Raw genomic sequence first — 24,991 nt, forward strand, 5'->3', positions numbered from 1 at the left:
AGCGGGGTCGCCTGAACTGCTTCACCTCGCTAATTAGCCGACCTCACGATATGGTGGCCTCATGCCACCAACTGCCGACGACACCCCCGCTCCGGACACCGGGGCGGGCGTGGACGTGGCGGTCGCCCCGCTCGACCAGCTCGCCGTCGACCTGCGCGTCTCGCTGCTGCGCACGGCCCGCCGCCTGCGCGCCCAGAAGAGCGTCGACGAGCTCACCGACGGTCAGTTCTCCGTGCTGTCGCAGCTGTTCAACGCCGGCCCCCGCACCCCCGGCGAGCTCGCCGAGGCCGAGCACGTGCGCCCCCCGTCCATGACCCGCACCATCGCCTCCCTCGTCGAGGCGGGCCTGGTGGCCCGCACCGACCACCCCGACGACGGCCGCCAGGTGCTCGTCTCGCCCACCGAGGCCGGCCGCCGCGTGGTCCTGGAGACCCGCGAACGCCGCGCGGCCTGGCTCAGCCGCCGCCTCGAGGACCTGTCCCCCGCCGACCGCGCGACGCTGGCCGAGGCCGCCCGCATCCTCAACGCGGTGATCGGCGCGTGAACCAGACCTTCCGCTCCCTGCGGCACCGCGACTACCGGCTCTGGGTCAGCGGCGCCGTCGTCTCCAACGTCGGCACCTGGATGCAGCGCGTGGCGCAGGACTGGCTCGTCATCCAGGTCCTCACCCACGGCTCGGGCACGGCCGGCGGCATCACGACGGGCCTGCAGTTCGGCCCGATCCTGCTGCTGGCCCCGATCGCCGGGACGATCGCCGACCGGTTCCCGCAGCGACGCACCCTGATGGTCACCCAGTCCGTCATGGGGTTCCTCGGGCTGGTCATGGCCGCCCTGGTCCTGTCCGGTCACGTGCAGCTGTGGCACGTCTACGTCCTGGCGGTCCTGCTGGGCTGCGCGTCCGCCATCGACGGCCCCGTCCGCCAGACGTTCGTCGGCCAGCTCGTGCCCCGCGAGGACCTGCCGAACGCGATCGGCCTGAACTCGGCGTCGTTCAACTCCGCCCGCCTCATCGGGCCGGCCCTGGCCGGGGTGCTCATCGCCTGGATCGGCACCGGTCCGGTGTTCCTGCTCAACGCGCTGTCGTTCGTGGCCCCGCTGGTCATGCTGCACCTCATGCGGCCGGTGGACCCGGTGCCGCGCGAGAAGCCCGCCAAGGGCACGGGCGGCATGCGCGAGGGGTTGCGGTACGTCCGGGCGCGCCCCGACCTGGTGGCGATCTTCGCGCTGGTCGCCGTCGTGGGGACCTTCGGGCTGAACTTCCAGCTCACCAGCGCGCTCATGACGAGCGTGAAGTTCGGCACCGACTCCGCCGGCTACGGGCTGGCGGGCACCGTCCTGGCGGTCGGTTCGCTGGCCGGGGCGCTCGTGGCGGCCCGGCGCGACCGCCCCCGCTACCGGCTCGTCGTGGGCGCGGCCGTCGCGTTCGGGGTGCTCGCCTCGCTGGCGGCGCTCATGCCGACGTACGCGCTGTACCTCGTCGTCCTGCCCTTCATGGGCCTGGCGTCGCTGACGCTGCTGACCGCGGCGAACGCGACGGTGCAGATGAGCACCGAACCGGCCGTGCGCGGCCGGGTGATGGCGCTGTACATGTCCCTCATGCAGGGCGGCACGGTCGTCGGCGGACCCTTCGTCGGGTGGGTGGGCACCGCGTTCGGGCCGCAGTGGTCGATCCTCGTCGGCTCGATCCCCTCGGCGCTGGTGGGGCTCGCGGTCGGCTGGTTCTTCCTGCGGCGCGCGCGGGTCCGGGTCCGGTACTCCTGGCGCGGCACCCCGCACCTGCGGCTGGTGCCGGCCGCGCCGGCCCCCGACGGCGACCGGGACCCGGCCGCCGCCTGACCCCCGCGATCGAGGAACTCCCCTCGGCGATCGAGGAATCCCCCCGGCGATCGAGGAAACGCTGCCCCCGCCGGGGCCGGTGCGTCCTTGATCGCCGGGTCGGGGTCCTTGATCGCCGGGGTGGGCGGAGGAGCTCGCCGGGCGCGGGAGAATGGGAGCGTGCCCACCGACCTGACCGCCGCCCTCGCCGACGTCCGCACCCTGCTGCTGGACGCGCCGAACCTGTCGCGGGCGGTCGCGGCGGGCCGGCGCAAGGGGCTGGAACCGCCTGCGGCCGAACGGGTCGAGGTCCGCCCCGTGGCGCTGAAGAACGGCCCGCACCTGCAGTTCACGGCCCGCACGGGGCCGGTCGTCTCGACCCGCAACGTGCCCGTCGCCGACGCGGGGGCGGCCGTCGACGAGCTGCTGGCCGAGCCCTACGGCAACCTGCACGTCGAGACCGCGTCCGAGGTCGTCCAGGTGCGGGTCACCAAGAAGGGCGACGCGCAGGTCCACCGGGCCGCGGCCGAGCACGCCGCCGGCCCGGCCCGGCACGACAAGGCGAAGCAGCGGCTCGTGGACCCCGACGACCCGGTGTTCCGCGTCCTGGGCGCCGGCGGCGACAAGCGCCGGCAGGTCGAGGCGTTCGTGCGCCAGCTCGCCCCCCTGGCCCCGACGGTGCTCTCGCGCGACGGCGAGCGGGTCCGGGCGGTCGACCTCGGGTGCGGCAACGCCTACCTGACGTTCGCGGCCCACCGCTGGCTCGGGCAGGCCGCGCGGGAGCGGGGCAAGGAGCTGGTCACGGTCGGCGTCGACGTGCGCGAGGACGTCGTCGCGACCGGCCTGAAGGCGGCGCGGGAGGCGCAGCTGGCGGGCCTGGAGTTCGCGGTGGGGTCCATCGCGGGCGCAGAACCCTTCACCGGTGCCCGGCCGGACCTCGTGATGGCCCTGCACGCGTGCGACACCGCGACGGACGAGGCGCTGGCCCGCGCGGTGCGCTGGGGCTCGCCGCTGGTGCTCGCGGCGCCGTGCTGCCACCGCGACGTGCAGCGGCAGCTGCACGAGAACCGCACCGCCCTGGTGCGGCACGCCATCCTGCGCGAGCGCTTCGCCGACGTCCTCACCGACGCGCTGCGCTCGCTCGTGCTGCAGGTGCTCGGCTACAAGGTCGAGGTGGTGGAGTTCATCGACTCCGCCCACACGCCCCGCAACGCGATGATCCGCGCGGTGCGCACGGGCGCACCCCGCGGGTCGCGGCTGGCGGACCTGCTGGCCGAGTACGACGACCTGACGCGGACGTGGGGCGTGGAACCCGCGCTGGCGCGGATGCTGGCCCCCGAGCTCGAACGGGTCCGTCAGGCCGCGCTGTAGGTCAGGCAGCGGGTCTGGCCGGAGTCGGCGGTGCCGACCTCGATGGTCGCGGCGTGGCAGGTGAGGTCGGAGTTGTGGGAGCAGTCGGCGAGCTGGCACGCGCCCACGTGACCCTCGACGGTCGGCGAGTGCTTGGTCGGGATGCCCAGGAACGTGGCGCAGTGGTTCGCGCCGTGGTCGCCCACGGTAATGGCCGGGGCGTGGCAGCTCGTCGAGGCGTTGAACGTGCAGCCGTCGACGGAGCACTGGTGGATCGGGGTGAGGTCCAGGTTCACGGTCGCCATGGCGTCGAAAGTAACCAGGAAAGGCGTTCACGGCTAGCCAGGAACGCCTTTCCTGACAACGGCGGAGAAATGCAGGTCAGGCTTTCCTGAGTTCGGCCACGACGTGGTCGACGCAGGCCGTCAGGGCCCGCACGTCGTCGGGTTCGACCGCCGGGAACACCCCGATACGCAACTGGTTGCGCCCCAGGCTGCGGTACGGGAAGACGTCGACGATGCCGTTGTGCCGCAGCACCTGTTGAACCTGCACGGAATCGACCGACTCCTCGAGGTCGATGGTCGCCACCACGTGCGAGCGCGCCTGCGCCTCGGCGACGAACGGCGTGGCCCACTCCCGCTCGCCGGCCCAGTCGTAGACGATCCCCGAACTCGTCGCGGTGCGCGCCGCGGCCCAGGCCAAGCCCCCCTGGGCGAGGATCCACTCGACCTGCTCGGCGAGCAGGACCAGCGTCGCCACGGCGGGGGTGTTGTACGTCTGGTCCTTGCGCGAGTTCTCGATCGCGATCTGCAGGTCCAGGGAGGCCGGCGTCCACCGTCCCGTCGCCCCGACCTCGCGGACGCGGTCCAGGGCGGCCGGGGACAGGATCGCGATCCACAGCCCCCCGTCGGAGGCGAACACCTTCTGCGGGGCGAAGTAGTACGCGTCGGTCTGGGTCAGGTCCACGGCCAGGCCACCAGCCCCGGACGTGGCGTCCACGACGACGAGGGGACCGCCCTCGTCGGCGGTGGGCCCGGCGGGCCGCACGACGGGGGCCATGACGCCGGTGGAGGTCTCGTTGTGCGGCCAGGCGACGACGTCGACGCCGTCGGCCACCTCCCCCAGCCGCGGCAGGGTCCCGGGTTCGCCGCGCACGACGACGGGGTCGGCCAGGAACGGGGCCGCGGCCGCGGCCGCCGCGAACTTCGCGGAGAACTCCCCGAGCACGAGGTGCTGGGAGCGTTCGCGGACCAGGCCCAGGGTGGCGACGTCCCAGAAGGTCGTGCTGCCGCCGTTGCCCAGGACGACCTCGTACCCGGCGGGCAGCGCGAACAGCTCGGCCAGCCCGGCCCGCACGCGCCGGACGACATCCTTGACGGGCGCCTGCCGGTGCGAGGTGCCCATGACCGTGCGCCCCGCGGCGGCGAGCGCGGCGATCTGCTCGGGACGGACCTTGGACGGTCCGGACCCGAAGCGGCCGTCGGCGGGCAGCAGGTGGTCGGGGATGCGCAGGTCGGTGGCAGCGACGGTCACGGGAGAATCCTGCCGCACGCGGGCCCCCGCCCCGGACGACGGCGGGGTGGCGCACCATGGGGCCGTGGACCTCGACCGCTTCGTCCCCGCCTCCGACGGCACCCACGCCCGCGCGCTGACCGAGCTGCGCGCGGGCCGCAAGACGTCGCACTGGATGTGGTGGGAGTTCCCGCAGCTGCTGCTGGGCAGCTCGCCCACGTCGGTGGCGTACGCCCTCGCGGGCGTGGACGAGGCGCGCGCGTACCTGGCGCACCCGGTGCTGGGCGCCCGGTACCGGGAGAACTGCGCGGCGCTGCTGGGTCAGGGCTCGCGCGACGCCGAGGCGGTGTTCGGCGGGATCGACGCGGTGAAGCTGCGCAGCTCGGTGACGCTGTTCGCCGCGGCCGGGGACGACCTCGCCCAGCGGGTGCTGGACGAGTTCTTCGACGGCGTCCCCGACGCGGCCACCACCGCGCGGTGGTGAGGCGCGGGCTCGCTCAGACGAACTCCTCGAACCGCTTGCGCACGGTGCGGGCGACGTCGTCGGGGTCCTGCGCCCACCAGTGGCTGGAGAGGATCTCGACCTCCACGGGCCCGGTGTAGCCGGCCTCGGCGACCAGCCGCGACATCCGGGGCAGGTCGATGAGCCCGTCACCCATCATCCCGCGGTCCAGCAGCAGGTCGGCGGTCTCGGGCAGCCAGTCCGAGACGTGGTAACCGAGGATCCGCTCGCCGGCCCGGGCGATCTGCGCGTCGAGCTCGGGGTCCCACCACACGTGGTAGGCGTCGACGATCACGCCCACCTCGGCGTCGAAGGCGTCGGACAGGTCCAGGGCCTGGCGCAGCGTGTTCACCACCGAACGGCGGCTGATCATCATGGGGTGCAGCGGTTCGACCGCGAGCTTCACGCCCGCGGCGCGCGCGTGCGGCAGGAGGTCGGCGATGCCGTCGCGGACCCGTTCCCGGGCGGCGGGCAGGTCGTGGTCGAGCGCGGGGCCGCAGACGAGCACGAGGCAGTCGGCCTCCAGCGTCGCCGCCTCCTCGACGGCGCGGCGGTTGTCCTCGCGCACGTCGACGGCGGGGTCGGTGAACATGCCGCCGCGGCATACGGAGCTGACGTGCAGGCCGGCGGAGCGGACGAGCTCGGCGGCCCGTCCGAGGCCGACCCCGGCGATCTTGTCGCGCCACAGCGCGATGGAGCCGATCTCGTGCCGCTCGCAGGCGGCGACCGCCTCGGGCAGGGCGAGGGAGTTCAGGGTGATCTGGTTCAGGCTCAGCCGTGCGGGCTCCATCGTCCACTCCGTCGTCGATCTGGGAATGCGCTTTCCCGCACCTTCCCACAGCGGGGGTGACCGGTCAACGTCACAGGCCCGGGTTGTGACCCCACGGTTCGCGGTGAGTTTCGCGCGGTCGCCGTCAGGCGCACCCTGGCAGGGTGCTCCGCGCCGTACCCCGCCCCGCCCCCCTGACCGCCCTCGTCCCCGGGCTCGCCGTCGTCGTCGCCGCGACCCTGCTCGCCTTCGGCGTCCAGACCGTCTCGCACGTCCTGACGGCCTCCACCGCGGCCGTCGCCCTGGGCGCCGTCGTGCGCAGCACCGGGCTGTTCCGCCCCTCCTGGAAGCCGGCGACGGGGTTCGCCTCCAAGCGGCTGCTGCGCGTCGCCGTCGTCCTGCTGGGGCTGCAGCTGCCCCTGTCGCAGGTGCGCGACCTGGGCTGGGGCGGGATCGCGCTCGTCCTGGGCGTCGTCGTCGTGACGTTCCTCGGCACCCAGCTCATCGGCCGCGCCCTGGGCCTGTCCCCGGCCCGGTCGCTGCTCGTGGCCACGGGGTTCTCCATCTGCGGCGCGTCCGCCATCGCCGCCGTGCGGCCCGCCACCGACGCCGACGAGGAGGACGTCTCGACCGCCGTGGCGCTGGTGACGCTGTGCGGCTCGCTGGCGATCGTCGTCCTGCCGCTGCTGCGCGGTCCCCTCGGCCTCGACGTGCACGAGTTCGGCGCCTGGGTCGGGGCCAGCGTGCACGACGTCGGGCAGGTCGTCGCCACGGGCGACCGCGTCCCGGGGGCCCTGACCACGGCCGTCGTCGTCAAGCTCTCGCGCGTCCTGCTGCTCGCCCCGCTGGTGGCCCTCGTCGTGCTGAACCGGCGCCGGAGCGTGGGGGCGGACACGCGCGAGCGCCCGCCGGTCCTGCCGTTCTTCGTCGCGGCCTTCGTCGTGGCCGTCCTGGTGCGGGCCACGGGCCTGCTGCCCGACGCCGCGCTCGGTGCGGCGAACCGGGTGCAGTCGGTGCTGCTGGTGGCCGCCCTGTTCGCGCTGGGCACCGGGATCGACGTGCCGCACCTGGTGCGCACGGGCGGGCGCTCGCTCCTGCTGGGGCTGTCCTCCTGGGTCCTGGTGGCCGGGGTGGCCCTGGCCGGGGTGCACCTCCTGCACGTCGGCGCCTGACCCCCGCGGTGCAGGGGTCAGGCACCGCTCACGCGGGCGTCACGCGCGGGTCAGGCGCAGCGTGAGGATCTGGAACGGGCGCAGCGTGAGCGTCGCGCCCCCGTCCCGCACCGTCGTCGCCCCCTGCTCCAGCGGGCGTTCGAGCAGGTCGACCTCCGTGACCGACCCCACCGGGAAACCCCACCGCACGGTGGTGCGGACCCGGCCGCCGAGCGCCTCGTAGAGCCGGACGACGACGTCGCCCGAGCCGTCCTCGGCGAGCTTGACCGCCTCCACCACGACACCGCCGTCCTCGACGGCGACGAGGGGTTCGACCGGTCCGGCGCCCTGCACGACCCGCGGGGCGAGGTTCTGCCGGTACCCCTCGCGCACGGCGTCGGTGATCTGCGCGCCGACGACGAGCGAGTACTCCAGGTGGTGGCTGCCCTGGTCGGTCTCGGGGTCGGGCGACAGCGGGGCCCGCAGCAGCGACAGGCGCACCGTCGTCCCCGGCCGTCCGCCCTCGACGGCGCTGCGGGTCACGTCGTGGCCGTAGGTCGCCGAGTTCGTGACCGCGGCGCCGTACCCGGCCTCGCCGACGTGCACCCAGCGGTGCGCGCAGATCTCGAACCGGGACGCGTCCCAGCTGGTGTTCTCGTGGGTGGCGCGGAACACGTGCCCGAACTGGATCTCCGAGGCGGACCGGTCGGCGTGGACGTCGAGGCCGAACGCGGCCTTGAGCAGGGCCTCCCGGTCGTGCCAGTCCACGTCCAGGGAGTACGCCAGGCGCGCTTCGCCGCGGGGCAGCCGGACGGTCTGGACGAGGGTGCTCGCCCCCGTCGACCGGGTCACCACGACGCTCGCGCCCCGCCCCGGGTCCCCGTCGTCGGGGTGCACGACGACGGACTCGGCGTCGGTGAGGTCGCGCACGACGTTGCGGTAGTGCGCGTCGACGTCCCAGGCGTCCCAGCGGTTGGGGGTGTCGCGGTGCAGCTGCAGCAGTCCCGCGCTCGTCCCGGGCAGCAGGACCTCGCGGTCCTCCAGCAGGTCCAGCACCGAGACGACGTTCCCGCCGGCGTCGACCCGCACCCGCAGGAGCCCGTTGTCCAGCACCGTGTCCGCCCCGTCGGACGTGGTCGACACGGGCGCCCCGGCGGTCTCGGCGACGGCCAGGCCCAGGGCGGGGACGCCGTCGCGGGCGTGCGGGGCGGCGTTGGCCACCAGCCGCTGCGACCCCTCGCCGGCGAGCGCGCGCAGGGAACCGGCGACGAGCTCCTCCAGCTCGGCGCTGACCCGGGCGTGGGTGGCCGCGGCCTCGCGGTGCACCCAGGCGATCGAGGAGCCGGGCAGGATGTCGTGGAACTGGTGCAGCAGCACCGTGCGCCACAGCTCCTGCAACCGCGCGGCCGGGTACTGCGCCCCCGTGCGCACCGCCGCCGTGGCGGCCCACAGCTCGGCCTCGCGCAGGAGGTGCTCGTTGCGGCGGTTGCCCTGCTTGGTCTTCGCCTGCGACGTGTACGTCCCGCGGTGCAGTTCCAGGTACAGCTCCCCCGACCACACGGGCCGGTCGGGGTAGTCCGCCTCGGCAGTGGTGAAGAACTGCTCCGGGGAGTGCAGCGACACCCGGGTGGACCCGTCGAGGCTGCCCAGCCGGTCGGCGCGCTGCAGCATCTCGCGGGTGGGGCCCCCGCCGCCGTCGCCCCAGCCGAACGGGACGAGCGACCAGTGCGCGCGGCCCTTCTCCTGGAAGTTCCTGGCCGCGTGGGCCAGTTCCCGCGCGGACAGCTCGGAGTTGTAGGTGTCGACGGGCGGGAAGTGGGTGAAGATCCGCGTCCCGTCGATGCCCTCCCAGTCGAACGTGTGGTGCGGGAACTTGTTGTCCGCGTTCCAGGAGATCTTCTGGGTGAGGAACCAGCGGACCCCCGCCAGCTTCATGATCTGCGGCAGCGCCGCGGAGTACCCGAAGGAGTCCGGCAGCCACGCCTCCTGCGTGTCGACGCCGTACTCGCGCAGGAAGTAGCCCTTGCCCTCCACGAACTGCCGCACCATGGCCTCGGAGCCGACCATGTTCGTGTCGGACTCCACCCACATGCTGCCCACCGGGACGAAGCGCCCCTCGGCGATGCGCCGGCGCACCTTCTCGTGGACCTCGGGCCGGTGCTCGGCGATCCAGGCGAACTGCTGCGCCGAGCTCATGGCGTAGACGAACGAGGGGTGGACGTCCATGAGCTGGGTGACGTTCGCCGTGGTCCGCGCGACCTTGCGGACGGTCTCGCGCAGCGGCCACAACCAGGCCGAGTCGATGTGCGCGTGCCCCACCGCGCTGACCCGGTGCGCCGAGGCGCGCGCCTTCGCCGCGAACAGCGGCGCGAGGACCGAGCGGGTGCGGGCGGCGGACCCGGCGACGTCGTGCGGGTCGAGGGCGTCCAGCGCCCGGTCGATCCCCCGCAGCAGTTCCCAGCGCCGGGCGTCTTCCGGCGGCAGTTCCAGCATGAGGCCGCCAAGCACCTCCAGGTCGGCCAGGAGCTCGGCGACCTCGGTCTCGCGCACGCACACGTCGGCGCGGGCCAGGACGTACAGCGGCTGCTGCGGGGCGGTCAGCACGTCCCCCAGCGGCGTGGGGTCGAAGGCGTGCCCCCCACCGCCGAGGACGTCGGGGTTGGAGGCGGCCTCGACGAAGAACTCGAACTCCTGCGTCCCGGCGGGGACCGGGATCCAGGTCGACAGGGGGTTGATCGACTTCACGGGTTCACCCGCGGGCGTGTACACGAGGCCCTCGGCCTGGAACCCGACGTGGTCGGCGACGGTCCCGAGGTCGAAGACGACCTCCACCGGCCGGCCCGCCCACTCCGCGGGAACCTGCCCGCGCAGGCGGAACCACGTCGTCCCCCACGGCAGCCCCCACGGCGTGCCGACGGCGAACTCCTCGTAGGGCGCGGCGAGCCCCTCGGCGACGGGGACGGGTTCGCCCGGCGCGTGCCACGCCGCGACCTGCAGCGCGGTCGCGCCGGAGTGCACGGCGGGGCGCACGCGCTGCACCACCGCCCGCTCGAGCCGGGCTTCGGTGGCCTGACGGTGGTCGTGCACGACGTCCTCCTCGACGGTTCCTGCTGCTGGGTCTCGCTGCTGGGTCTCGCTGCTGGGTCCTGCTGGGAGTCCTACCGGTGGACCTGCTGCCGGTCCCCGAACTCGGCCAGTTCGACCGGGACGGTGATCCGGCGCGGGGCGACGTCCACCCCGTCCAGCCGCTCGAGCAGGAGCCCGGCGGCCTGCCGCCCCACGTCCACCGGGTCGTACGTCACGAGCGCGACCCGGTCGACGAGGACCTCGGCGAGCTCGACCGTGTCGAAACCGGCGACGACGACGTCCGCGCGGGCGCGGTGGACGGCCAGCAGCGCCCCCACCGTCATCCGGTTGTTGTCGCAGAAGATCGCGGTGGGCGGGTCGGCCAGGGCCAGCAGGTCCTGCGTGGCGAGGCGCGCCTCGTCGCTGGAGTGCTGGGCGAAGTGCAGGAGTTCACGGTGCTCGGGGACGCCCGCGGCCTTCAGCGCGGCCCGGAACCCGGAGTACCGCTTGGACCCGGTGCCCGAGCCGCGGTCGCCGCCGACGTAGGCGATGCGCCGGTGCCCCCGCTCGAGCAACCGCCGGGTGAGCCGGCGGCTGCCGCCGACGTTGTCGAGCAGCACCACGTCGCCCTTGACGCCCCTGGGCAGGCGGTCGACGAACACGACGGGCGCCCGTTCGGCCAGGGCGGCGTAGCGGCCCGAGGCGTCGTCGGCGCCGGGGATCATGAGGACGCCGTCGACGCGGCGGCTGAGCAGCTCGCCGACGATCTCCTTCTCGCGGACCTCGTCGCGGTCACCGAGCGCGTCCCGGCCCGTGGACAGCAGCAGGACGACGTAGCCGGCCGCCGCGGCGACCTCCTCGACGCCGTGGGCGAGCTCGGCCGAGAACGGGTTGGTCAGGTCCTCGACGACGAGCGCGATCGTCGCCGTCCGCTGGCCGGGCCGCAGGGTGCGGGCGCTCTCGTTGCGCAGGAAGCCCAGGGCGGCCACGGAGGCCTCGACCCGCTCGCGCGTGGCGGCGTCGACGTACTTCTCGGCGTTGACGACGCGCGAGACGGTGGAGATGCTGACCCCGGCGTGCTCGGCCACGTCCCGCATGGTGGGCGGTCGTCCTGCTCCCACGTCGACCCCTCCCCGGCGAAGCGCCTGTGAACGTTCCCAGCGCAGGGTAGACGACTCCCCCTCCCGGCGTCACGACTCCCGCCCCCGGCGTCGGCCGACCTCCCGCCGGAGGCACACCTCGCGCCCGGGACTGCGCTCCCCCGGGACGCGGGGTGTGCCTGCGGCCCGGTCAGCCGGCGGTGTGGAGGGCGAGGACCTCGGCGGCGCTGACCTCGCGACCGGTGGCGTCGGTGCGCTCCTGCACACGGCGGGCCAGCGCGACCTGCTCGGCCCGCGTCAGCTCGATCCCGTAGGCGCTCTCCAGCAGGTGGGCGACCCCGCCCTTGCCGGACTGGGAGTTGACCCGCACGACCGCCTCGTAGTCGCCGCCGAGGTCGGCGGGGTCGACGGGCAGGTACGGCACCCGCCACGCGATCTCGCGCTCGGGCCTGCCCTGTGCGGCGGCGCGGGCGCGGTGCTCGGCGAACCCCTTGCGGATGGCGTCCTGGTGGGTGCCGCTGAACGCCGTGTGCACGAGGTCGCCGGCGTACGGGTGCCGGGGGTGCACCGGGATCCGGTTGCACTCCTCGACGACGCGGCGGACGTCGTCGATCCGCGAGAAGTCGACCATCGGGTCGACGCCCTGGGCGTGCAGGTTGAGGGCCAGCGTGACGAGGTCGACGTTGCCCGTCCGTTCCCCGTTGCCGAACAGGCACCCCTCGACGCGCTGCGCGCCGGCCAGGACGGCGAGCTCGGCGCACGCCACCCCGGTCCCCCGGTCGTTGTGCGGGTGGACGGACAGGACCACCGAGTCCCGGCGGTCCAGGTTCCGGTGCATGAACTCGATCTGGTCGGCGTACACGTTGGGCGTCGCGACCTCCACGGTGGCGGGCAGGTTGAGGATCACCGGCCGGTCCGGGCTGGCCTCCCACAGCGCCGTGACGGCGTCGCACAGCTCCAGGGCGAACCCGGGTTCGGTGAGGTTGAACACCTCGGGGGAGAACTCGAAGCGCACGTTCGGCAGGTCGCCGGCGAGTTCGAGCACGTCGCGGCAGCCGGCCAGCACCAGGTCGGTGAGCTCGGCGCGGTCGCGTCCCAGGACGACGTCGCGCCACACGGGCGCGGTGGCGGTGTAGAGGTGGACGACGACGTCGTTGCGCAGGCCGCGCACCGACTCGACGGTGCGTTCGACGAGGTCCCGGCGCGCCGCCGTGAACACGACGACCGTCACGTCCGGCGGGGCGAGGTCGGACCCGGCCAGCAGCCGGACGAAGTCGTGGTCGGTCTGCGAGGCGGAGGGGTAGCCGACCTCGATCTCCTTGTACCCCGTGGCGACGAGCTGTTCGAAGAACCGGCGCTTGCGCAGCGGGTCCATGGGTTCGGCCAGGGCCTGGTTGCCGTCGCGCAGGTCGACGGGCACCCACAGGGGGGCCTGCTCCAGCCGCCGCGACGGCCACGTCCGGCCGGTCAGCGGCACGTCGACGCGGGAGAACACGTCGCGGTAGCGGTGCGAGGGCATCGGGGACGGTTGCTGACGGTTCCAGTTCACGGTGGGCTCCTGCGGTCGGCGGGTCTCGGCGGGGATCGACCGGCGGCACCACGCACCACGACGGGGGCCGGTCGGTCAGGACCCGTCGTGGCGACGAAGGAGGAGCAGCACCCGGCGACCGTACCACTCCTCAGACAAGTAGCGGAGTAAGGTGCTCTCGTGGAGATCGTCCGACGTGAACCCCTGGCCGACCGGGCCGCCGACCTGCTGCTCGAGCGCATCCGGTCCGGGGAGTGGCCCCTGGGGGCGAAGCTGCCCGGCGAGACGACCCTCGGGCCGCAGCTGGGCGTCGGACGGTCCACGGTGCGCGAGGCCGTCCGCCGGCTCGCCGGCCGCGGCGTCCTGGCCAGCCGCCAGGGCGCGGGGGTGTTCGTCACCGCCCTCGACGTCCCGCCGGAGCGCGGCGCGGTCCTGCAGCGCGCCGGGATCGTCCACGTGCTGCAGGCCCGGCTCGCCGTCGAGTCCGAGGCCGCCGGCCTCGCCGCGCGGGCCCGGACCCCGTCGGACCTGCGGACCCTGCGCCGGGCCCTGGCCGGCCGGGCCGCGCACCGGGACGAGGCCGAGGGCCACGTCGACGCCGACACCGCGTTCCACCGGGCGGTCGTGGCGGCTGCGCACAACCCCGTGCTCCTGGACCTCTTCGACTCCTTCGTCCCGCGGTCGCGGCAGGCGATGGTCGAGATGCTGCGGATCGGCGGCCCCTTCGGCTCCGAGGCCGACCAGGACGTCCACGCCGCCCTCGCCGACGCCGTCGGCGACCGCGACCCCGACCGCGCCCGCGCGGTGGTCCGCACCCACCTGGAGGCGCTCGTCGCGGCGCTGAGCTGACGCGACGGCCCGGGTGTCGCGGTGGTCGCGGAGCACGCGGCGCGGCCCGCCCCCGCCCGGCGGCCCCGACGCCCAGGGGCGGCCCCGGTCCTACCCTGGGCCCATGGAGGATCCTGCGGGCCGACGGGTCGACTACGGCGAGCGGCGCTTCGAGGAGACCGACCTCGCCGCCACCCCCCTGGCGCAGTTCCAGGCCTGGTACGACGGGGCCGTCGCGGCGGGCGTCGTCGAACCGAACGCCATGACCGTGGCGACGGCCGACGCCGACGGGGTGTCGGCGCGGACCGTGCTGCTGAAGGCGGTCGACGCCCGGGGTTTCGTGTTCTTCACCAACTACCGCTCCCGCAAGGCGCGCGGCATCGCCCACGACCCGCGGGTGTCGCTGCTGTTCGGCTGGCACGGGCTGCACCGGCAGGTCGCGGTGCGGGGCCGGGCCGAGCAGGTCCCGCGCGCCGAGACCGAGGCCTACTTCGCGACCCGGCCGTACGGCTCGCGCATCGGGGCCTGGGTCAGCGAGCAGTCGCAGCCCGTCGCGAGCTCGGCCGAGCTGCAGGCGCGCGAGGCGGAGCTGCGCGCCCGCTGGCCGCAGGAGGTGCCCGCTCCCCCGCACTGGGGTGGTTTCCTCGTGCGGGCCGTCGAGGTGGAGTTCTGGCAGGGCCGGACCTCCCGCCTGCACGACCGGCTGGTGTTCGTGAACTCCGGCGCGTCGACGGACCTGGACGGGGTGGGGAACTGGCGGGTCGAACGCCGCCAACCCTGAGGGTTCGCCGAGATCGAGCAGGGATCGAGCAGGGATCGAGCAGGGATCCGCAGTATCGTCGCTCCATGGAGAGGACGCTGCACACGCGCCTGCACGCCGACGCGCTCGAGGCCTACGACCGGCTGCACGCCCGGGTGCCGGACGACCTGCTCCAGGCCCTCGCGGACGCCGGGGTCCGCGACTGGCGGATCTGGCGCGACGGGCGCGACGTGTTCCACTGGCTCGACGTCGAGGACTACACCGCGATGCGGGAGTTCCTGCGCGAGCACCCGGCGAACCTGGCCTGGCAGGCGCAGGTGACCCCGCTGCAGTCCACCCCGGACGACTACGACGGCGGCGACGACGGGCTGCCATTCGTGTGGAGCTTCGCCGAGCAGCGCAGGGGCTGAGGACGTGGCCGTCACCGACGAGGCGATCGAGAAGATCAAGCGGATGATCCTCGGCGGTGAACTGCGCCCGGGCGACCGGCTGCCCCGCGAGGCGGAGCTGTCCGCGGTCCTCGGGTTGTCGCGCAACTCCCTGCGCGAGGCCGTGAGGGCACTGGCCCTCATCAACGTCCTCGACGTCCGGCAGGGTGACGGGACGTACGTCTCCAGCCTGGAACCGGGCGTGATGCTGGACGCGATGACGTTCGTCGTCGACGTCCAGCGCGACGACTCGCTGCTGGAGTTCCTCGAGGTGCGCCGGCTGCTGGAACCGTCGGCCACGTCGATGGCGACGACCCGCATGAGCGAGGAGGAGATCGCCGGCCTGGCGACGCTGCTGGACGACCTCGGCCCGGACCCGTCGGTGGAGGACCTCGTCGCCAACGACCAGGAGTTCCACCGCCGGATCGCGCTGGGGTCGGGGAACTCGGTGCTGGCCTCGCTCATCGAGAGCTTCTCCGCACCCCTGCACCGGGCCCGGGTGTGGCGCGGGCTCACCCAGGAGTCCGCGACGACGCGGACCCTGGACGAGCACCGCGCCATCCAGCAGGCGATGGCCGCCCGCCAGCACGACGTGGCCCGCGCCTGGGCGCATGTCCACGTCGCGGGGGTGGAGCAGTGGCTGCGGTCGGTCAGTTCAGACCGTCGTGGGCCTTCTGGACCTCCTGCGGCCGCAGGGTGACGCGGACGACCGAACCGCCGGCCGGCAGGTCGACCTCCAGCGCCTCGTCGGTGCGGCGGGCGCTGACCTCCCCCGGGCCGCCCAGCACGGTGAGGTCGTCGTAGTCGCCCAGCAGCCCCGCCCCGGTGCCCCAGGACCGGATCCGCAGCACCCCGCCGTCCACCGGCCCCAGCGGGATCGCGTACAGGTGGGTCCCGGCGGAGTCCGTCCGGGTCGTGAACCGTACGTCCCGTCCCGTGTACTCGCGGGCCGTGGCGTCCACGAAGGACCCGGCGGCGAGCCGGGTGGGTCCCTCCCCCGGGATCGTCCACGGCCGCGAGCCGTAGATCGCCTGGCCGTTGACGGTGAGCCAGTCGCCGATCCCGTGCAGGATCTCGACCTCCTCCGGGGCCAGCGTCCCGTCCGCCTTCGGGCCGACGTTCAGCAGCAGGACGCCGTTCTTGGCGACGACGTCGACGAGTTCGGCGACGAGTTCGCCCACGGTCTTGTACTGCTGGTCGGGCACCCAGCTCCAGGAGGTGCGCCCGACGGAGGTGTCGTTCTGCCACACCCGCGGGTGGATGCCCTGCAGGGCGCCGCGCTCGACGTCGTAGACCGCCGCCCCGTCGGGGTAGGCCTGCCACTTGTAGTTGATGACGACCTCGCGCCCCCAGCGGGCCGCGGAGTTGTAGTAGTAGGCCGCGAGCAGCTTCAAGTAGGGGGCGAAGGCCGGGGTCTCGATCCACCAGTCGAACCAGAGGACCTGCGGGCGGTGCCGGTCGATCAGCTCGACGGTCCGCAGCAGCCAGTCCTCGAGGAACTGCTCGTTGGGGGCCGTCTCCTGCCGCAGCGCGGGGCCGTAGAAGGCGGCGTTCGCCGGGTCGCGCACGTCGGAGTCGAACTCGGTGCCGCCGTTCATGAACCACCAGTGCTCGGCGCGGTGCGAACTGGCGCCCAGCACCATCCCGGAGGCCCGCACCGCCTCGCCCAGCTCCCCGACGACGTCGCGGCCGGGGCCGCGCACGGCCGCGTTCCAGTCCGAGCGCTCGGTCGCGTACATCGCGAAGCCGTCGTGGTGCTCGGCGACGGGGACCACGAACTGCGCCCCGGCCCGGTGGAACGTCGCCGCCCACGCGGCCGGGTCGAACTGCGGGGCGCGGAACTGCTCGACGAAGTCCTTGTACCCGAACTCGGTGTGCGGTCCGTACGTGGCGACGTGGTGCTCGAACTCCTTCGTCCCCTGCTTGTACATGTTGCGCGCGTACCACTCGTTGCCGAAGGCGGGCACGGAGTAGACGCCCCAGTGGATGAAGACGCCGAACTTGGCGTCCTCGTACCACCGGGGCGCGGTGTACTGCTGCAGGGACTCCCAGGTGGGCTGGTACGGGCCGGACGTGGCGACCTCGCGGACGCGCGCCAGTTCGGCGTCGTCCTTGCCGACGGTGGGTCCGGTGGTGCTGTGCACTGCGGTGCTCTCCTCGGTGCTGTCGGTGATGTCGGTGGTGCTGCGGGTGGTGCCTCGGTCGTTCACAGCAGGTCCAGGTCGACGACGACGGGCCCGGGAACCTTCGGCGCGGGCACGTCGACGACGACCCGGCCGGAGTCCTCGCGGGCCGTCACGGGCGTCCCGTCCGGGGTGCGGGCCGAGGCGACGTCCACCCCGGGCAGGTCGAGGACGACCTCACCGCTCGCGTCGACCACGGCGTGCGCGACGGACCCGGTGCGGGTGTACCGGACCCACGGGTCGTCGGAGGCGGTGGCCCCGTCGAGGACCGTGGTGCCGTGCACGGCCGGGGAGTTCAGCGCCATCCAGTCGGCGACGCCCTCCAGGCACGCCCGCTGGAGCGCGGGGATGCGCCCGGCCTCGTCGGGGCCGACGTTGAGCAGGAAGTTCCCCCCGCGCGAGACGACGTCCAGCAGGTGCTTCACCGCGCCGGGTCCGTCGAGGTAGTGCGAGGCGTCCTCGACCTGGTTGTAGCCGAAGGAGAAGCCGACCCCGCGGCAGTTCTCCCACGCCCCGGCGGACTCGGCCTCGCGACCGGCCTGGTACTCGCTGGTCCGGAAGTCCCAGTGGGTCAGGCCGAACCGGTCGTTGACCACCCCCTCGGGCACGGCGGCGTAGTACTTCTCGAACAGGTCGAGCAGGCTCTTGGGTCCCGCGGTCTTGCCCGCGTCGGGGTACTCGATGTCGGCCCACAGGACGTCCGGGGCGACCTTGTCGATCAGGTCGCTCAGGTGGTCGAAGACGTAGTCGGCGTAGGCCCGGTCGACGGGCCGGTTCTCCCCCGCGTCGCCGGTCAGCGGCGGCGAGTCGGCGAAGTGCCAGTCCAGGCCGGTGGAGTAGTAGGTCCCGAACTTCAGCCCGGCCGCGCGGGTCGCCTCGGCGAGCGCGGCGACCAGGTCTCGCTCGGGCCCGCGGCGCACGGTGTTCCGGTCCCCCGTGCCGGGCGCGTCCCACAGCGTGATGCCGTCGTGGTGCTTGGTCGTCGGGACGACGTACCCGGCACCCGCGCGCCGGAACAGGTCGACGAGGTCGGCCGGGTCGAACGCGGAGGCGCTCCAGCGGTCGAGGAAGTCGTCGTAGGGCGCGCCCCCGTGGACCGTCCGGTGGTGCTCCTGCGCGGGGCTGCCGTCGATGCGGATGGTGTTGAAGTACCACTCGGCGTAGGGGTTGTGCTTCATCCACTCGGTGCGCTCGATGGTGCCGAGCTCGCCGATGGGTTCGGCCCACGCGGGGACCGAGTAGGCGCCCCAGTGGATGAAGACGCCGAACTTGACGTCCCGGTACCACTGCGGGACCTCACGGACGAACTTCTCGTAGGGTTCCGGGCGCTTCGGGGCGTCGGTGAACATGGCCACGGTGCGGGTTCCTCTCCAACGACGGTCTCAGGACGTGTTCACGGTCGGGTCACAGTCGGTACGTGCGCACCGCGTTGCCCGCCAGGACGGCGGCGCGGTCGGCCTCGTCCAGCGGGTCGAGCAGGGACCGGGTGCGCTCCACCACGGTCCGGTAGTCGTGGGCCAGGGTGCTGACGGGCCAGTCGGTGCCGAAGACCAGCCGGCCGGGTCCGAACGCGTCCAGCAGGTGGTCGACGGCGGGTGCCAGCCGGTCCTGGTGCGCGAGGGTGAACAGGCCGGACAGCTTGCCGGTGACGTTCGGCTGCGCCGCCAGGCGCGAGACCCCGTCCCGCCAGGCGGCGAGGTCCGGGGTGCCGAGCGGGGGTTTGGCGCCGTGGTCGAGGACGAACGACGTCTGCGGGCAGCGTTCGGCGAGGTCGACGGCGGCGGGCAGCTGGTCCCAGCGGACGAGCAGGTCGACGACGAGGTCGCCCACCGACCCCAGCGCGGCGACGACCTCGGGCCGGCGCAACCAGTCGGGGTCGGCCTCGTCCTCCACCTGGTGCCGGACGCCCTTGAGCAGGTCGCGGTGCCGCAGGCCGGCCACCTGCTGCGGGACGTCGCGGGTGTGGTCGACCCACCCCACCACGCCGGCGACCAGCCCGCCGGAGGCCGCGGCGACGTCGAGGAACTCCTGGGTCTCGGCGAGGTCGGAGACGGTCTGCACGAGCACGGTCCGCCCCACTCCCGCCTCCTGCGTCACGCGGCGCAGGTCGTCGAGGGTGAACGGGGCGGCGAGCTCGGCCGGCATCCAGGGGTAGGCCCGGGTGCGGGGGTCCCACAGGTGGTGGTGGGCGTCGACGATCACGCTGCCACCCTCCCGGCCACGAGCCCCTCGCGGTCCAGGGCCTCCCACACCCCGGCCGGGGCCGGCGCGAACAGCCCGGCGTTGCGGTGCACCTCGGCCGGTGAGCGCATGCCGAGGACCACCGACGCCACGGCCGGGTGGGCCAGGGCGTGCTGCACGGCCAGGGCCGGCAGCGTCGTCCCGTGCTCGCGGGCGACCTGGGCGATGCGCCGGGCCCGCGCCACGAGGTCTGCCGGGGCCTGCGCGTAGGCGTAGGTGGACTCCGGGGGCGGGTCGTCGTGCGCGAGCAGCCCCGAGGCGAAGACCCCGCCCAGGACGACCGCCGTGCCGCCCCGCTGCGCGGCCGGGAACAGGTCGGTCGCCGCGGACGCGTCGAGCAGGTGGTAGCGCCCGGCGACGAGCACGACGTCGAGGTCGAACTCCTCGACGAACGCGGTCAACGGGGCGGTCTCGTTCATCCCGGCGCCGACCGCGCGCACGATCCCCTCCTCGCGCATCCGCAGCAGTTCCGGGAAGGCGCCCCGGCGCGCGTCGTCGAGGTGGTCGTCGGGGTCGTGGACGAGGGCGACGTCGACGCGGTCCAGGCCGAGCCGTTCCAGGCTGTCCTCGATCGAGCGGCGGACTCCGGCCGCGGAGAAGTCCCACACGCGGGTGCGGGTGGCGGGCACGTCGAAGCCCTCGGTGTCCCGGCCCGCCGCGTCGCCGCCCGTGGGGACGAGGAGGCGGCCGACCTTGGTCTGCAGCACGAACCCGTCCCGGGGCCGGTCGCGCAGGGCGGCGCCGACGCGTTCCTCGGCCAGCCCCAGGCCGTAGTGCGGGGCGGTGTCGACGTAGCGGATCCCGGCGTCCCAGCAGGCGTCCACCGTGGCGCGGGCGTCCTCGTCGGACACGGCCGTGTACAGGTTCCCGAGGGCGGCCGAGCCCAGGCCCCAGCGCGGCAGAGCGAACACGTCAGTCCTCCGTGGGGGTGGGTCGGGCGGGCACGCGCAGGGAGTGCATCCCGCCGTCGACGGCCAGCACGACGCCCGTGGTCGCCGAGGACCGGGGGTCGGCCAGGTGGACGATGGCGTGCGCCACCTCCTCGGCGCTGACCAGCCGCCCCGTGGGCTGCCTGGCCTGCAGCGCGGCGCGTTCGGCCTCCGGGTCCTCGGCGGCGTCGAGCAGCCGCCGCACCCAGGGCGTGTCGGCGGTGCCCGGGTTGACGCAGTTGACCCGGATCCCGTCGTGCAGGTGGTCGGCCGCCATCGCGAGCGTGAGGGCCTGCACGGCGCCCTTGGTCGTGGAGTACAGCGCCCGCTGCGGGATGCCCGTCCACGCCGCGATGGAGCACGTGTTGACGATCGCGCCGCGCCCGGAGTCCCGCAGGTGCGGCAGGGCGGCGCGCGTGGTGCGCACGATCCCGAGCACGTTGACGTCGTAGACGCGGTGCCACTCCTCGTCGGGGTTCGCCGTGACGTCCCCGACCGCGCCGATGCCGGCGTTGTTCACCAGGACGTCCAGGCCGCCGAGCCGCCCGGCGGCCGCGGCGACGGCCGCGCGCACCGAGGCGTCGTCGGACAGGTCCGCCTCGACGCACGCGAACTCCGCCGTGGCGTCCCGGTCCAGCACGACGACACCGGCCCCCTCCTGCGCGAACCGCCGCGCCGTCGCCGCGCCGATCCCCGACGCCCCGCCGGTCACCAGGACCCGCAGACCCTTCACCGGCGCACCCCGGCGAACCGTCGCCCGCTCACGCGGGGACCTGCCGGCCGGGGGCCGTGGTGATGGGCACGGCCGCGGTGTCCGTGGCCGCGGTGGCGGCCGTCCACTCGGCACCGTCGGGGAAGGCGAAGTGCCGCAGTGTCCTCGGCAGGATCTGCGCGCTGAACCCCGGGGTGGTCGGGGCGCGGTAGGCGCCGCGCTCGACGACGACGGGGTCGACGAAGTGCTCGTGCAGGTGGTCGACGTACTCGACGACGCGGTCCTCGCGGGTGCCGGCGACGGCGACGAAGTCGAACATCGACAGGTGCTGCACGAGCTCGCACAACCCCACCCCGCCGGCGTGCGGGCACACCGGGACGCCGAACTTGGCGGCCAGCAGCAGGATCGCGACGTTCTCGTTCACCCCGGCGACGCGGGCCGCGTCGATCTGCAGGACGTCCAGCGACCCCGCCTGCAGGAGCTGCTTGAACACGATGCGGTTCTGGACGTGCTCACCGGTCGCGATCTTCACCGGGGCCACGGCGCGCCGGATCGCGGCGTGCCCGAGGACGTCGTCGGGACTGGTGGGTTCCTCCACCCACCACGGGTCGAACGGCGCGAGCCGGGAGATCCACTCGACGGCGTCGCCGACGTCCCAGCGCTGGTTGGCGTCGACGGCGATCCGCACGTCCGGACCGACGGTGGCGCGGGCCAGCTCCAGGCGGCGCACGTCGTCCTCGACGTGGGCCCCGACCTTGAGCTTGATCTGGGTGAACCCGTCGGCCACGGCCTCCCGCGCCAGCCGCACGAGCTTGTCGTCGGAGTACCCCAGCCAGCCGGGCGAGGTCGTGTAGGCGGGGAAGCCGGTGCGCAGGAGCTCGGCCCGCCGTTCGGCACGGCCCGGTTCGCTGCGCCGCAGCAGCTCCAGCGCCTCCTCGCGCGTGAGCGCGTCGGTGAGGTAGCGGAAGTCGACGAGGGCGACGAGCTCTTCGGGGCTCATCCGGCTCAGCAGGTCCCACAGCGGCAACCCGGCCCGTTTGGCCCGCAGGTCCCACAGGGCGTTGACGACCGCGGAGATCGCCATGTGCATGACGCCCTTCTCCGGCCCCAGCCACCGCAGCTGGGAGTCGTCGACGAAGGACTTCCACGTCGCGCCCATGTCGTCGAGGGCGGCGTCGACGTCGCGGCCCAGCACGTGCCCGGCCAGGGCCTCGATGGCGGCCACCTGCACGTCGTTGCCGCGCCCGATGGTGAAGGCGAAACCGTGCCCCTCCAGCCCGTCGCCGGCGTCGGTGCCGATGACGACGTAGGCCGCGGAGTAGTCCGGGTCGGGGTTCATCGCGTCGGAACCGTCGAGGTCGCGCGAGGTGGGGAACCGCACGTCGTGCGTCGTGAAGCTCGTGAACCTGGCCATCACGCCGCCCCCAGCACCTGGCGCATGCGGCCCAGGCCGTCGATCTCGCACTCCACGACCTGACCGGTCCGCAGGTAGGGCTTCGGGTCCGGCTGCCCCAGCGCCACACCCGCGGGGGTCCCCGTGTTGATGAGCGCGCCGGCCTCCAGGACCGTGAACTGCGACAGGTACCGCACGAGCTCACCGACGCCGAAGACCATGTCCTTCGTGGTGCCGTCCTGGCGCAGCTCGCCGTCGACCCAGCAGCGCAGGCCGAGGGCGGAGGGGTCGCCGACCTCGTCGGCCGTGACGAACCACGGCCCGAGCGGGTTGAACGTCTCGCAGTTCTTGCCCTTGTCCCACGTCCCGCCGCGCTCGATCTGGAACTCGCGCTCGGAGACGTCGTGGGAGACGACGTACCCGGCCACGGCGGCCAGCCCCTCCTCGGCGGAGTCCAGGTAGCGGACCGTGCGGCCCAGGACGACGCCGAGCTCGACCTCGTAGTCGGTCTTGGTCGACCCCCGCGGCACGAGGACCTCGTCGAAGGGGCCGACGACGGTGGAGGGGATCTTGAGGAAGACCACCGGCTCGGCGGGCACCTGGGCGCCGGTCTCGGCGGCGTGGTCGCGGTAGTTCAGCCCGATGCAGACCACGGCGTGCGGGCGCGGGACGGGCGACCCGGTCCGCTGCCCGGTCACGTCCACCACGGGGGCGCTCCCCAGGGCGGCGCGGGCCCGGTCCAGGTCCTCGAACGTCCAGGCGGTGTCCGCCGCGAGGACGCCGGACAGGTCGACGTGGGTGCCGTCCTCGCGCAGCGCGACGGGTCGTTCGGCCCCCGCGGGGCCGGTGCGCAGCAGTTTCACGGTCTCTCCAGGAGGTGGTTCAGCGGCCGCCGAGGCCGGACAGGGCGATGCCCCGCACGAGGTACTTCTGCAGGACGAGGACGAGCAGCACCGTCGGTGCCATCGAGATCGTCGCAGCCGCCATCAGCAGCTGCCACTCCTGGCCGTTCTGACCGAGGAAGAGGTTGAGGCCCAGCGGCACCGTCGTCGTCGAGACGTCGTTGGTGATGATGAGCGGCCACAGGAAGGAGTTCCAGTAGTTGATGAAGGTGAAGACGGCCAGGACCGCGAAGGCGGGCGCGGCGATCGGCGCGATGACCCGGGTGAGGATCCGCACGTGGCCGGCGCCGTCGATCTTGGCGGCCTCCTCCAGCTCCGTCGGGATGGTCAGGAAGAACTGCCGCAGCAGGAACGTCCCGAAGGCCGTGAACGCCCAGGGCAGGATGAGGGCCTGGAACGAGTTGACCCACCCGAGGTCCTTCATGATGAGGAACATCGGGACGACGACGACCTCCTGCGGGACCATGAGCGTCCCGAGGTAGAGCAGGAAGATCGCCTCGCGGAACCGGAACCGCAGCCGCGCGAAGGCGTAGGCCGACAGCGCGGAGGTGACGAGCGTGATGAGGGTGCCGGCCACCGCGACGAAGAGGGTGTTGAGCATGAACCTGGCGAAGGGCAGGTAGTCCATCGCCTGGGTGTAGTTGGAGAACAGCAGCCGGTCCCCGAGCAGCTTGGGCGGGGTGGAGAAGATCTCCCCGCCGGACTTCAGGGAGCTGGCGACCATCCAGACCAGCGGCATGGCGAACAGCACGCCGACGAGGGTCAGCAGGACCTGGGAGACGACGCGCCGGCCGCGGTGCCGGCTCCGCGGGCCGGTGGGAGCGGGCACCGCGCCCCGGCGGGACCCGCGCGCCCGCACCGCCGGGTGCGCCGAGGTGTCACTGGTCATAGTGGACCCACTTCTTCTGGCCGAGGAACTGGATCGCCGTGACGACCATGATGAACACGAACAGCACCCAGGCGATGGCCGAGGCGAAGCCGAGCCGGAAGAACTGGAAACCGCTCTGGTACAGGTACATGACCAGCGTCGTCGTCGAGTTCCCGGGGCCGCCGCCGGTGAGGACGTAGGACTGCGTGAAGACCTGGAACGAGGAGATGAGCGTCAGGACGGTGGCGAAGAAGATGCTGGGCGACAGCAGCGGCAGGACCACGCTGAAGAACCGGCGGACCGTTCCCGCCCCGTCGATCTCGGCGGCCTCGACCAGGTGCTGCGGGACGGCGTCCAGCGCCGCGGAGAACACCAGCAGGTTGTAGCCGAACCCCTGCCAGACCGACAGCAGCACGACGGCGGGCATCGCCCACGACGACGAGCCGAGGAAGTTCGGGGCCCCCACGCCGAACAGGGACTTCATCGTGGAGTCGATGAGACCGTTCGGCGTCATGAGCAGCGAGAACACCACGGCGTTGCCGACCATGGGCGTGACGGCCGGGATGAAGAACAGCACGCGGTAGAACCGCCGCCCCGCGACGCGCGGGGAGATCCAGACCGCCAGGCTCATCGAGACGACGACGTTGATCGGGACGTACAGGACCACGAACAGCAGCGTGTTGAGGATCGCCGTGCGGAACGTGTCGTCGGTGGTGAACAGCTCGACGTAGTTGCCGAACCCCGCGAAGGACGGCGAGCCCAGCACCGGCCAGTCGAAGAAGCTCATGACGAGCGAGGCGACCACCGGGAACAACGTGAAGGCCAGGAACCCCAGCGCCCCCGGGGTCAGGAACCCCAGGGCCGCCTTCCCGTCGCCCTTGCGGATCTCGGTCGTGCCCCGCCGCGTGCCCGCGGGGACGACCGTCGCTGCCGAGATCGCCACCAGAACCCCTC

23 protein-coding genes and 1 pseudogene are annotated in these 24,991 nt (G+C 73.5%); 9 read left to right on the forward strand and 15 right to left on the reverse strand.

What is annotated here, in order from left to right; all coding sequences use genetic code 11:
* The first annotated feature begins 61 nt into the window (after positions 1-61).
* The 3 genes from CLV37_RS17200 (at position 62) to CLV37_RS17210 (ending at position 3,186) form a co-directional block, all read left to right on the forward strand.
* Positions 62-544 carry a MarR family winged helix-turn-helix transcriptional regulator gene (locus tag CLV37_RS17200; RefSeq protein WP_106212656.1) on the forward strand — a complete coding sequence of 161 codons (483 nt, stop codon included), beginning with the start codon at positions 62-64 and terminating at the stop codon, positions 542-544.
* Positions 541-1,836 carry an MFS transporter gene (locus CLV37_RS17205; protein ID WP_106212658.1) on the forward strand — a complete coding sequence of 432 codons (1,296 nt, stop codon included), beginning with the start codon at positions 541-543 and terminating at the stop codon, positions 1,834-1,836. Before CLV37_RS17200 ends, CLV37_RS17205 begins: the two co-directional genes overlap by 4 nt.
* Positions 1,837-1,995: 159 nt before the next feature.
* Entirely contained in the window at positions 1,996-3,186 is a 1,191-nt protein-coding gene (locus CLV37_RS17210) for a class I SAM-dependent methyltransferase (protein WP_106212660.1), read from the forward strand.
* On the opposite strand, the gene CLV37_RS17215 is transcribed toward CLV37_RS17210, so the two are convergent.
* Together CLV37_RS17215 and serC are read right to left on the reverse strand one after the other, a co-directional pair.
* Positions 3,171-3,470: a DUF1540 domain-containing protein gene (locus tag CLV37_RS17215; RefSeq protein ID WP_211298736.1), complete on the reverse strand. Its 300-nt coding sequence runs from the start codon at positions 3,468-3,470 to the stop codon at positions 3,171-3,173. The genes CLV37_RS17210 and CLV37_RS17215 overlap by 16 nt on opposite strands.
* A 76-nt stretch (positions 3,471-3,546) precedes the next feature.
* On the reverse strand, positions 3,547-4,698 hold the full coding sequence (serC, locus tag CLV37_RS17220) for a phosphoserine transaminase (RefSeq protein ID WP_106212662.1): 1,152 nt from the start codon (positions 4,696-4,698) through the stop codon (positions 3,547-3,549).
* Positions 4,699-4,762: 64 nt separating this feature from the next.
* Between serC and CLV37_RS17225 the strand changes: the two genes are divergently transcribed.
* Positions 4,763-5,161, forward strand: coding sequence for a DUF1810 domain-containing protein (locus tag CLV37_RS17225; protein ID WP_245885460.1), 399 nt, complete (start codon positions 4,763-4,765; stop codon positions 5,159-5,161).
* 13 nt (positions 5,162-5,174) lie between these two features.
* Here the strand turns inward: CLV37_RS17225 and CLV37_RS17230 are convergent, their stop codons facing one another.
* Positions 5,175-5,969, reverse strand: a complete 795-nt coding sequence (locus tag CLV37_RS17230; RefSeq protein WP_106212666.1) for a sugar phosphate isomerase/epimerase family protein — start codon at positions 5,967-5,969, stop codon at positions 5,175-5,177.
* A gap of 143 nt (positions 5,970-6,112) precedes the next feature.
* Between CLV37_RS17230 and CLV37_RS17235 the strand changes: the two genes are divergently transcribed.
* Entirely contained in the window at positions 6,113-7,120 is a 1,008-nt protein-coding gene (locus tag CLV37_RS17235) for a YeiH family protein (protein ID WP_106212668.1), read from the forward strand.
* A 39-nt stretch (positions 7,121-7,159) separates the two neighbouring features.
* On the opposite strand, the gene CLV37_RS17240 is transcribed toward CLV37_RS17235, so the two are convergent.
* The 3 genes and pseudogenes from CLV37_RS17240 to CLV37_RS17250 all read right to left on the reverse strand — a co-directional run.
* Positions 7,160-10,186, reverse strand: a complete 3,027-nt coding sequence (locus CLV37_RS17240) for an alpha-mannosidase (protein ID WP_106212670.1) — start codon at positions 10,184-10,186, stop codon at positions 7,160-7,162.
* 71 nt (positions 10,187-10,257) lie between these two features.
* The gene (locus tag CLV37_RS17245; protein ID WP_170127330.1) at positions 10,258-11,253 is read right to left on the reverse strand and encodes a LacI family DNA-binding transcriptional regulator; all 996 of its coding nucleotides are present in this window, start codon (positions 11,251-11,253) and stop codon (positions 10,258-10,260) included.
* Between the two features lie 208 nt (positions 11,254-11,461).
* Positions 11,462-12,784, reverse strand: a pseudogene (locus CLV37_RS17250) (2-isopropylmalate synthase); the annotation flags it as partial.
* A gap of 189 nt (positions 12,785-12,973) precedes the next feature.
* Between CLV37_RS17250 and CLV37_RS17255 the strand changes: the two are divergent.
* The 4 genes from CLV37_RS17255 to CLV37_RS17270 all read left to right on the forward strand — a co-directional run bounded on the left by CLV37_RS17255 (position 12,974) and on the right by CLV37_RS17270 (position 15,509).
* Entirely contained in the window at positions 12,974-13,642 is a 669-nt protein-coding gene (locus CLV37_RS17255; RefSeq protein WP_106212674.1) for a FadR/GntR family transcriptional regulator, read from the forward strand.
* Positions 13,643-13,745: 103 nt separating this feature from the next.
* Entirely contained in the window at positions 13,746-14,402 is a 657-nt protein-coding gene (gene pdxH, locus CLV37_RS17260) for a pyridoxamine 5'-phosphate oxidase (protein ID WP_106212676.1), read from the forward strand.
* A gap of 65 nt (positions 14,403-14,467) precedes the next feature.
* Positions 14,468-14,791 carry an L-rhamnose mutarotase gene (locus tag CLV37_RS17265; RefSeq protein ID WP_106212678.1) on the forward strand — a complete coding sequence of 108 codons (324 nt, stop codon included), beginning with the start codon at positions 14,468-14,470 and terminating at the stop codon, positions 14,789-14,791.
* 4 nt (positions 14,792-14,795) lie between these two features.
* The gene (locus tag CLV37_RS17270; protein WP_106212680.1) at positions 14,796-15,509 is read left to right on the forward strand and encodes a FadR/GntR family transcriptional regulator; all 714 of its coding nucleotides are present in this window, start codon (positions 14,796-14,798) and stop codon (positions 15,507-15,509) included.
* Here CLV37_RS17270 and CLV37_RS17275 read toward each other — a convergent pair.
* The 9 genes from CLV37_RS17275 to CLV37_RS17315 form a co-directional block, all read right to left on the reverse strand.
* Positions 15,460-16,908, reverse strand: coding sequence for an alpha-L-fucosidase (locus CLV37_RS17275; protein WP_425433625.1), 1,449 nt, complete (start codon positions 16,906-16,908; stop codon positions 15,460-15,462). The genes CLV37_RS17270 and CLV37_RS17275 overlap by 50 nt on opposite strands.
* Before the next feature lie 107 nt (positions 16,909-17,015).
* The gene (locus CLV37_RS17280; protein ID WP_106212682.1) at positions 17,016-18,347 is read right to left on the reverse strand and encodes an alpha-L-fucosidase; all 1,332 of its coding nucleotides are present in this window, start codon (positions 18,345-18,347) and stop codon (positions 17,016-17,018) included.
* 49 nt (positions 18,348-18,396) lie between these two features.
* A complete protein-coding gene (locus tag CLV37_RS17285) occupies positions 18,397-19,194 on the reverse strand; it encodes an amidohydrolase family protein (protein ID WP_211298737.1) in 798 nt (265 codons plus the stop codon).
* The gene (locus CLV37_RS17290) at positions 19,191-20,144 is read right to left on the reverse strand and encodes an aldo/keto reductase (protein ID WP_106212684.1); all 954 of its coding nucleotides are present in this window, start codon (positions 20,142-20,144) and stop codon (positions 19,191-19,193) included. Before CLV37_RS17290 ends, CLV37_RS17285 begins: the two co-directional genes overlap by 4 nt.
* A 1-nt stretch (position 20,145) precedes the next feature.
* A complete protein-coding gene (locus CLV37_RS17295; RefSeq protein ID WP_211298738.1) occupies positions 20,146-20,895 on the reverse strand; it encodes an SDR family NAD(P)-dependent oxidoreductase in 750 nt (249 codons plus the stop codon).
* Between the two features lie 28 nt (positions 20,896-20,923).
* The gene (locus CLV37_RS17300) at positions 20,924-22,288 is read right to left on the reverse strand and encodes an L-fuconate dehydratase (RefSeq protein ID WP_106213091.1); all 1,365 of its coding nucleotides are present in this window, start codon (positions 22,286-22,288) and stop codon (positions 20,924-20,926) included.
* Positions 22,288-23,130 (reverse strand): fumarylacetoacetate hydrolase family protein, encoded by an 843-nt coding sequence (locus CLV37_RS17305; RefSeq protein ID WP_106212686.1) that lies wholly within the window; start codon positions 23,128-23,130, stop codon positions 22,288-22,290. Before CLV37_RS17305 ends, CLV37_RS17300 begins: the two co-directional genes overlap by 1 nt.
* A 19-nt stretch (positions 23,131-23,149) precedes the next feature.
* Positions 23,150-24,058: a carbohydrate ABC transporter permease gene (locus tag CLV37_RS17310; protein ID WP_106212688.1), complete on the reverse strand. Its 909-nt coding sequence runs from the start codon at positions 24,056-24,058 to the stop codon at positions 23,150-23,152.
* Entirely contained in the window at positions 24,048-24,980 is a 933-nt protein-coding gene (locus CLV37_RS17315) for a carbohydrate ABC transporter permease (RefSeq protein WP_211298739.1), read from the reverse strand. The genes CLV37_RS17310 and CLV37_RS17315 overlap by 11 nt, the downstream gene beginning before the upstream one ends.
* Between the last annotated feature and the right edge of the window lie 11 nt (positions 24,981-24,991).

It is taken from the genome of Kineococcus rhizosphaerae (assembly GCF_003002055.1).
GTDB lineage: Bacteria > Actinomycetota > Actinomycetes > Actinomycetales > Kineococcaceae > Kineococcus > Kineococcus rhizosphaerae.

What these genes read in the sequence shown, in the direction of transcription:
- CLV37_RS17300 (WP_106213091.1), bottom strand. Translation starts at nt 22,288, where the DNA reads ATGGCCAGGTTCACGAGCTTCACGACGCACGACGTGCGGTTCCCCACC.
- CLV37_RS17310 (WP_106212688.1), bottom strand. Translation starts at nt 24,058, where the DNA reads ATGACCAGTGACACCTCGGCGCACCCGGCGGTGCGGGCGCGCGGGTCC.
- CLV37_RS17230 (WP_106212666.1), bottom strand. Translation starts at nt 5,969, where the DNA reads ATGGAGCCCGCACGGCTGAGCCTGAACCAGATCACCCTGAACTCCCTC.
- CLV37_RS17200 (WP_106212656.1), top strand. Translation starts at nt 62, where the DNA reads ATGCCACCAACTGCCGACGACACCCCCGCTCCGGACACCGGGGCGGGC.
- CLV37_RS17265 (WP_106212678.1), top strand. Translation starts at nt 14,468, where the DNA reads ATGGAGAGGACGCTGCACACGCGCCTGCACGCCGACGCGCTCGAGGCC.
- CLV37_RS17215 (WP_211298736.1), bottom strand. Translation starts at nt 3,470, where the DNA reads ATGGCGACCGTGAACCTGGACCTCACCCCGATCCACCAGTGCTCCGTC.
- pdxH (WP_106212676.1), top strand. Translation starts at nt 13,746, where the DNA reads ATGGAGGATCCTGCGGGCCGACGGGTCGACTACGGCGAGCGGCGCTTC.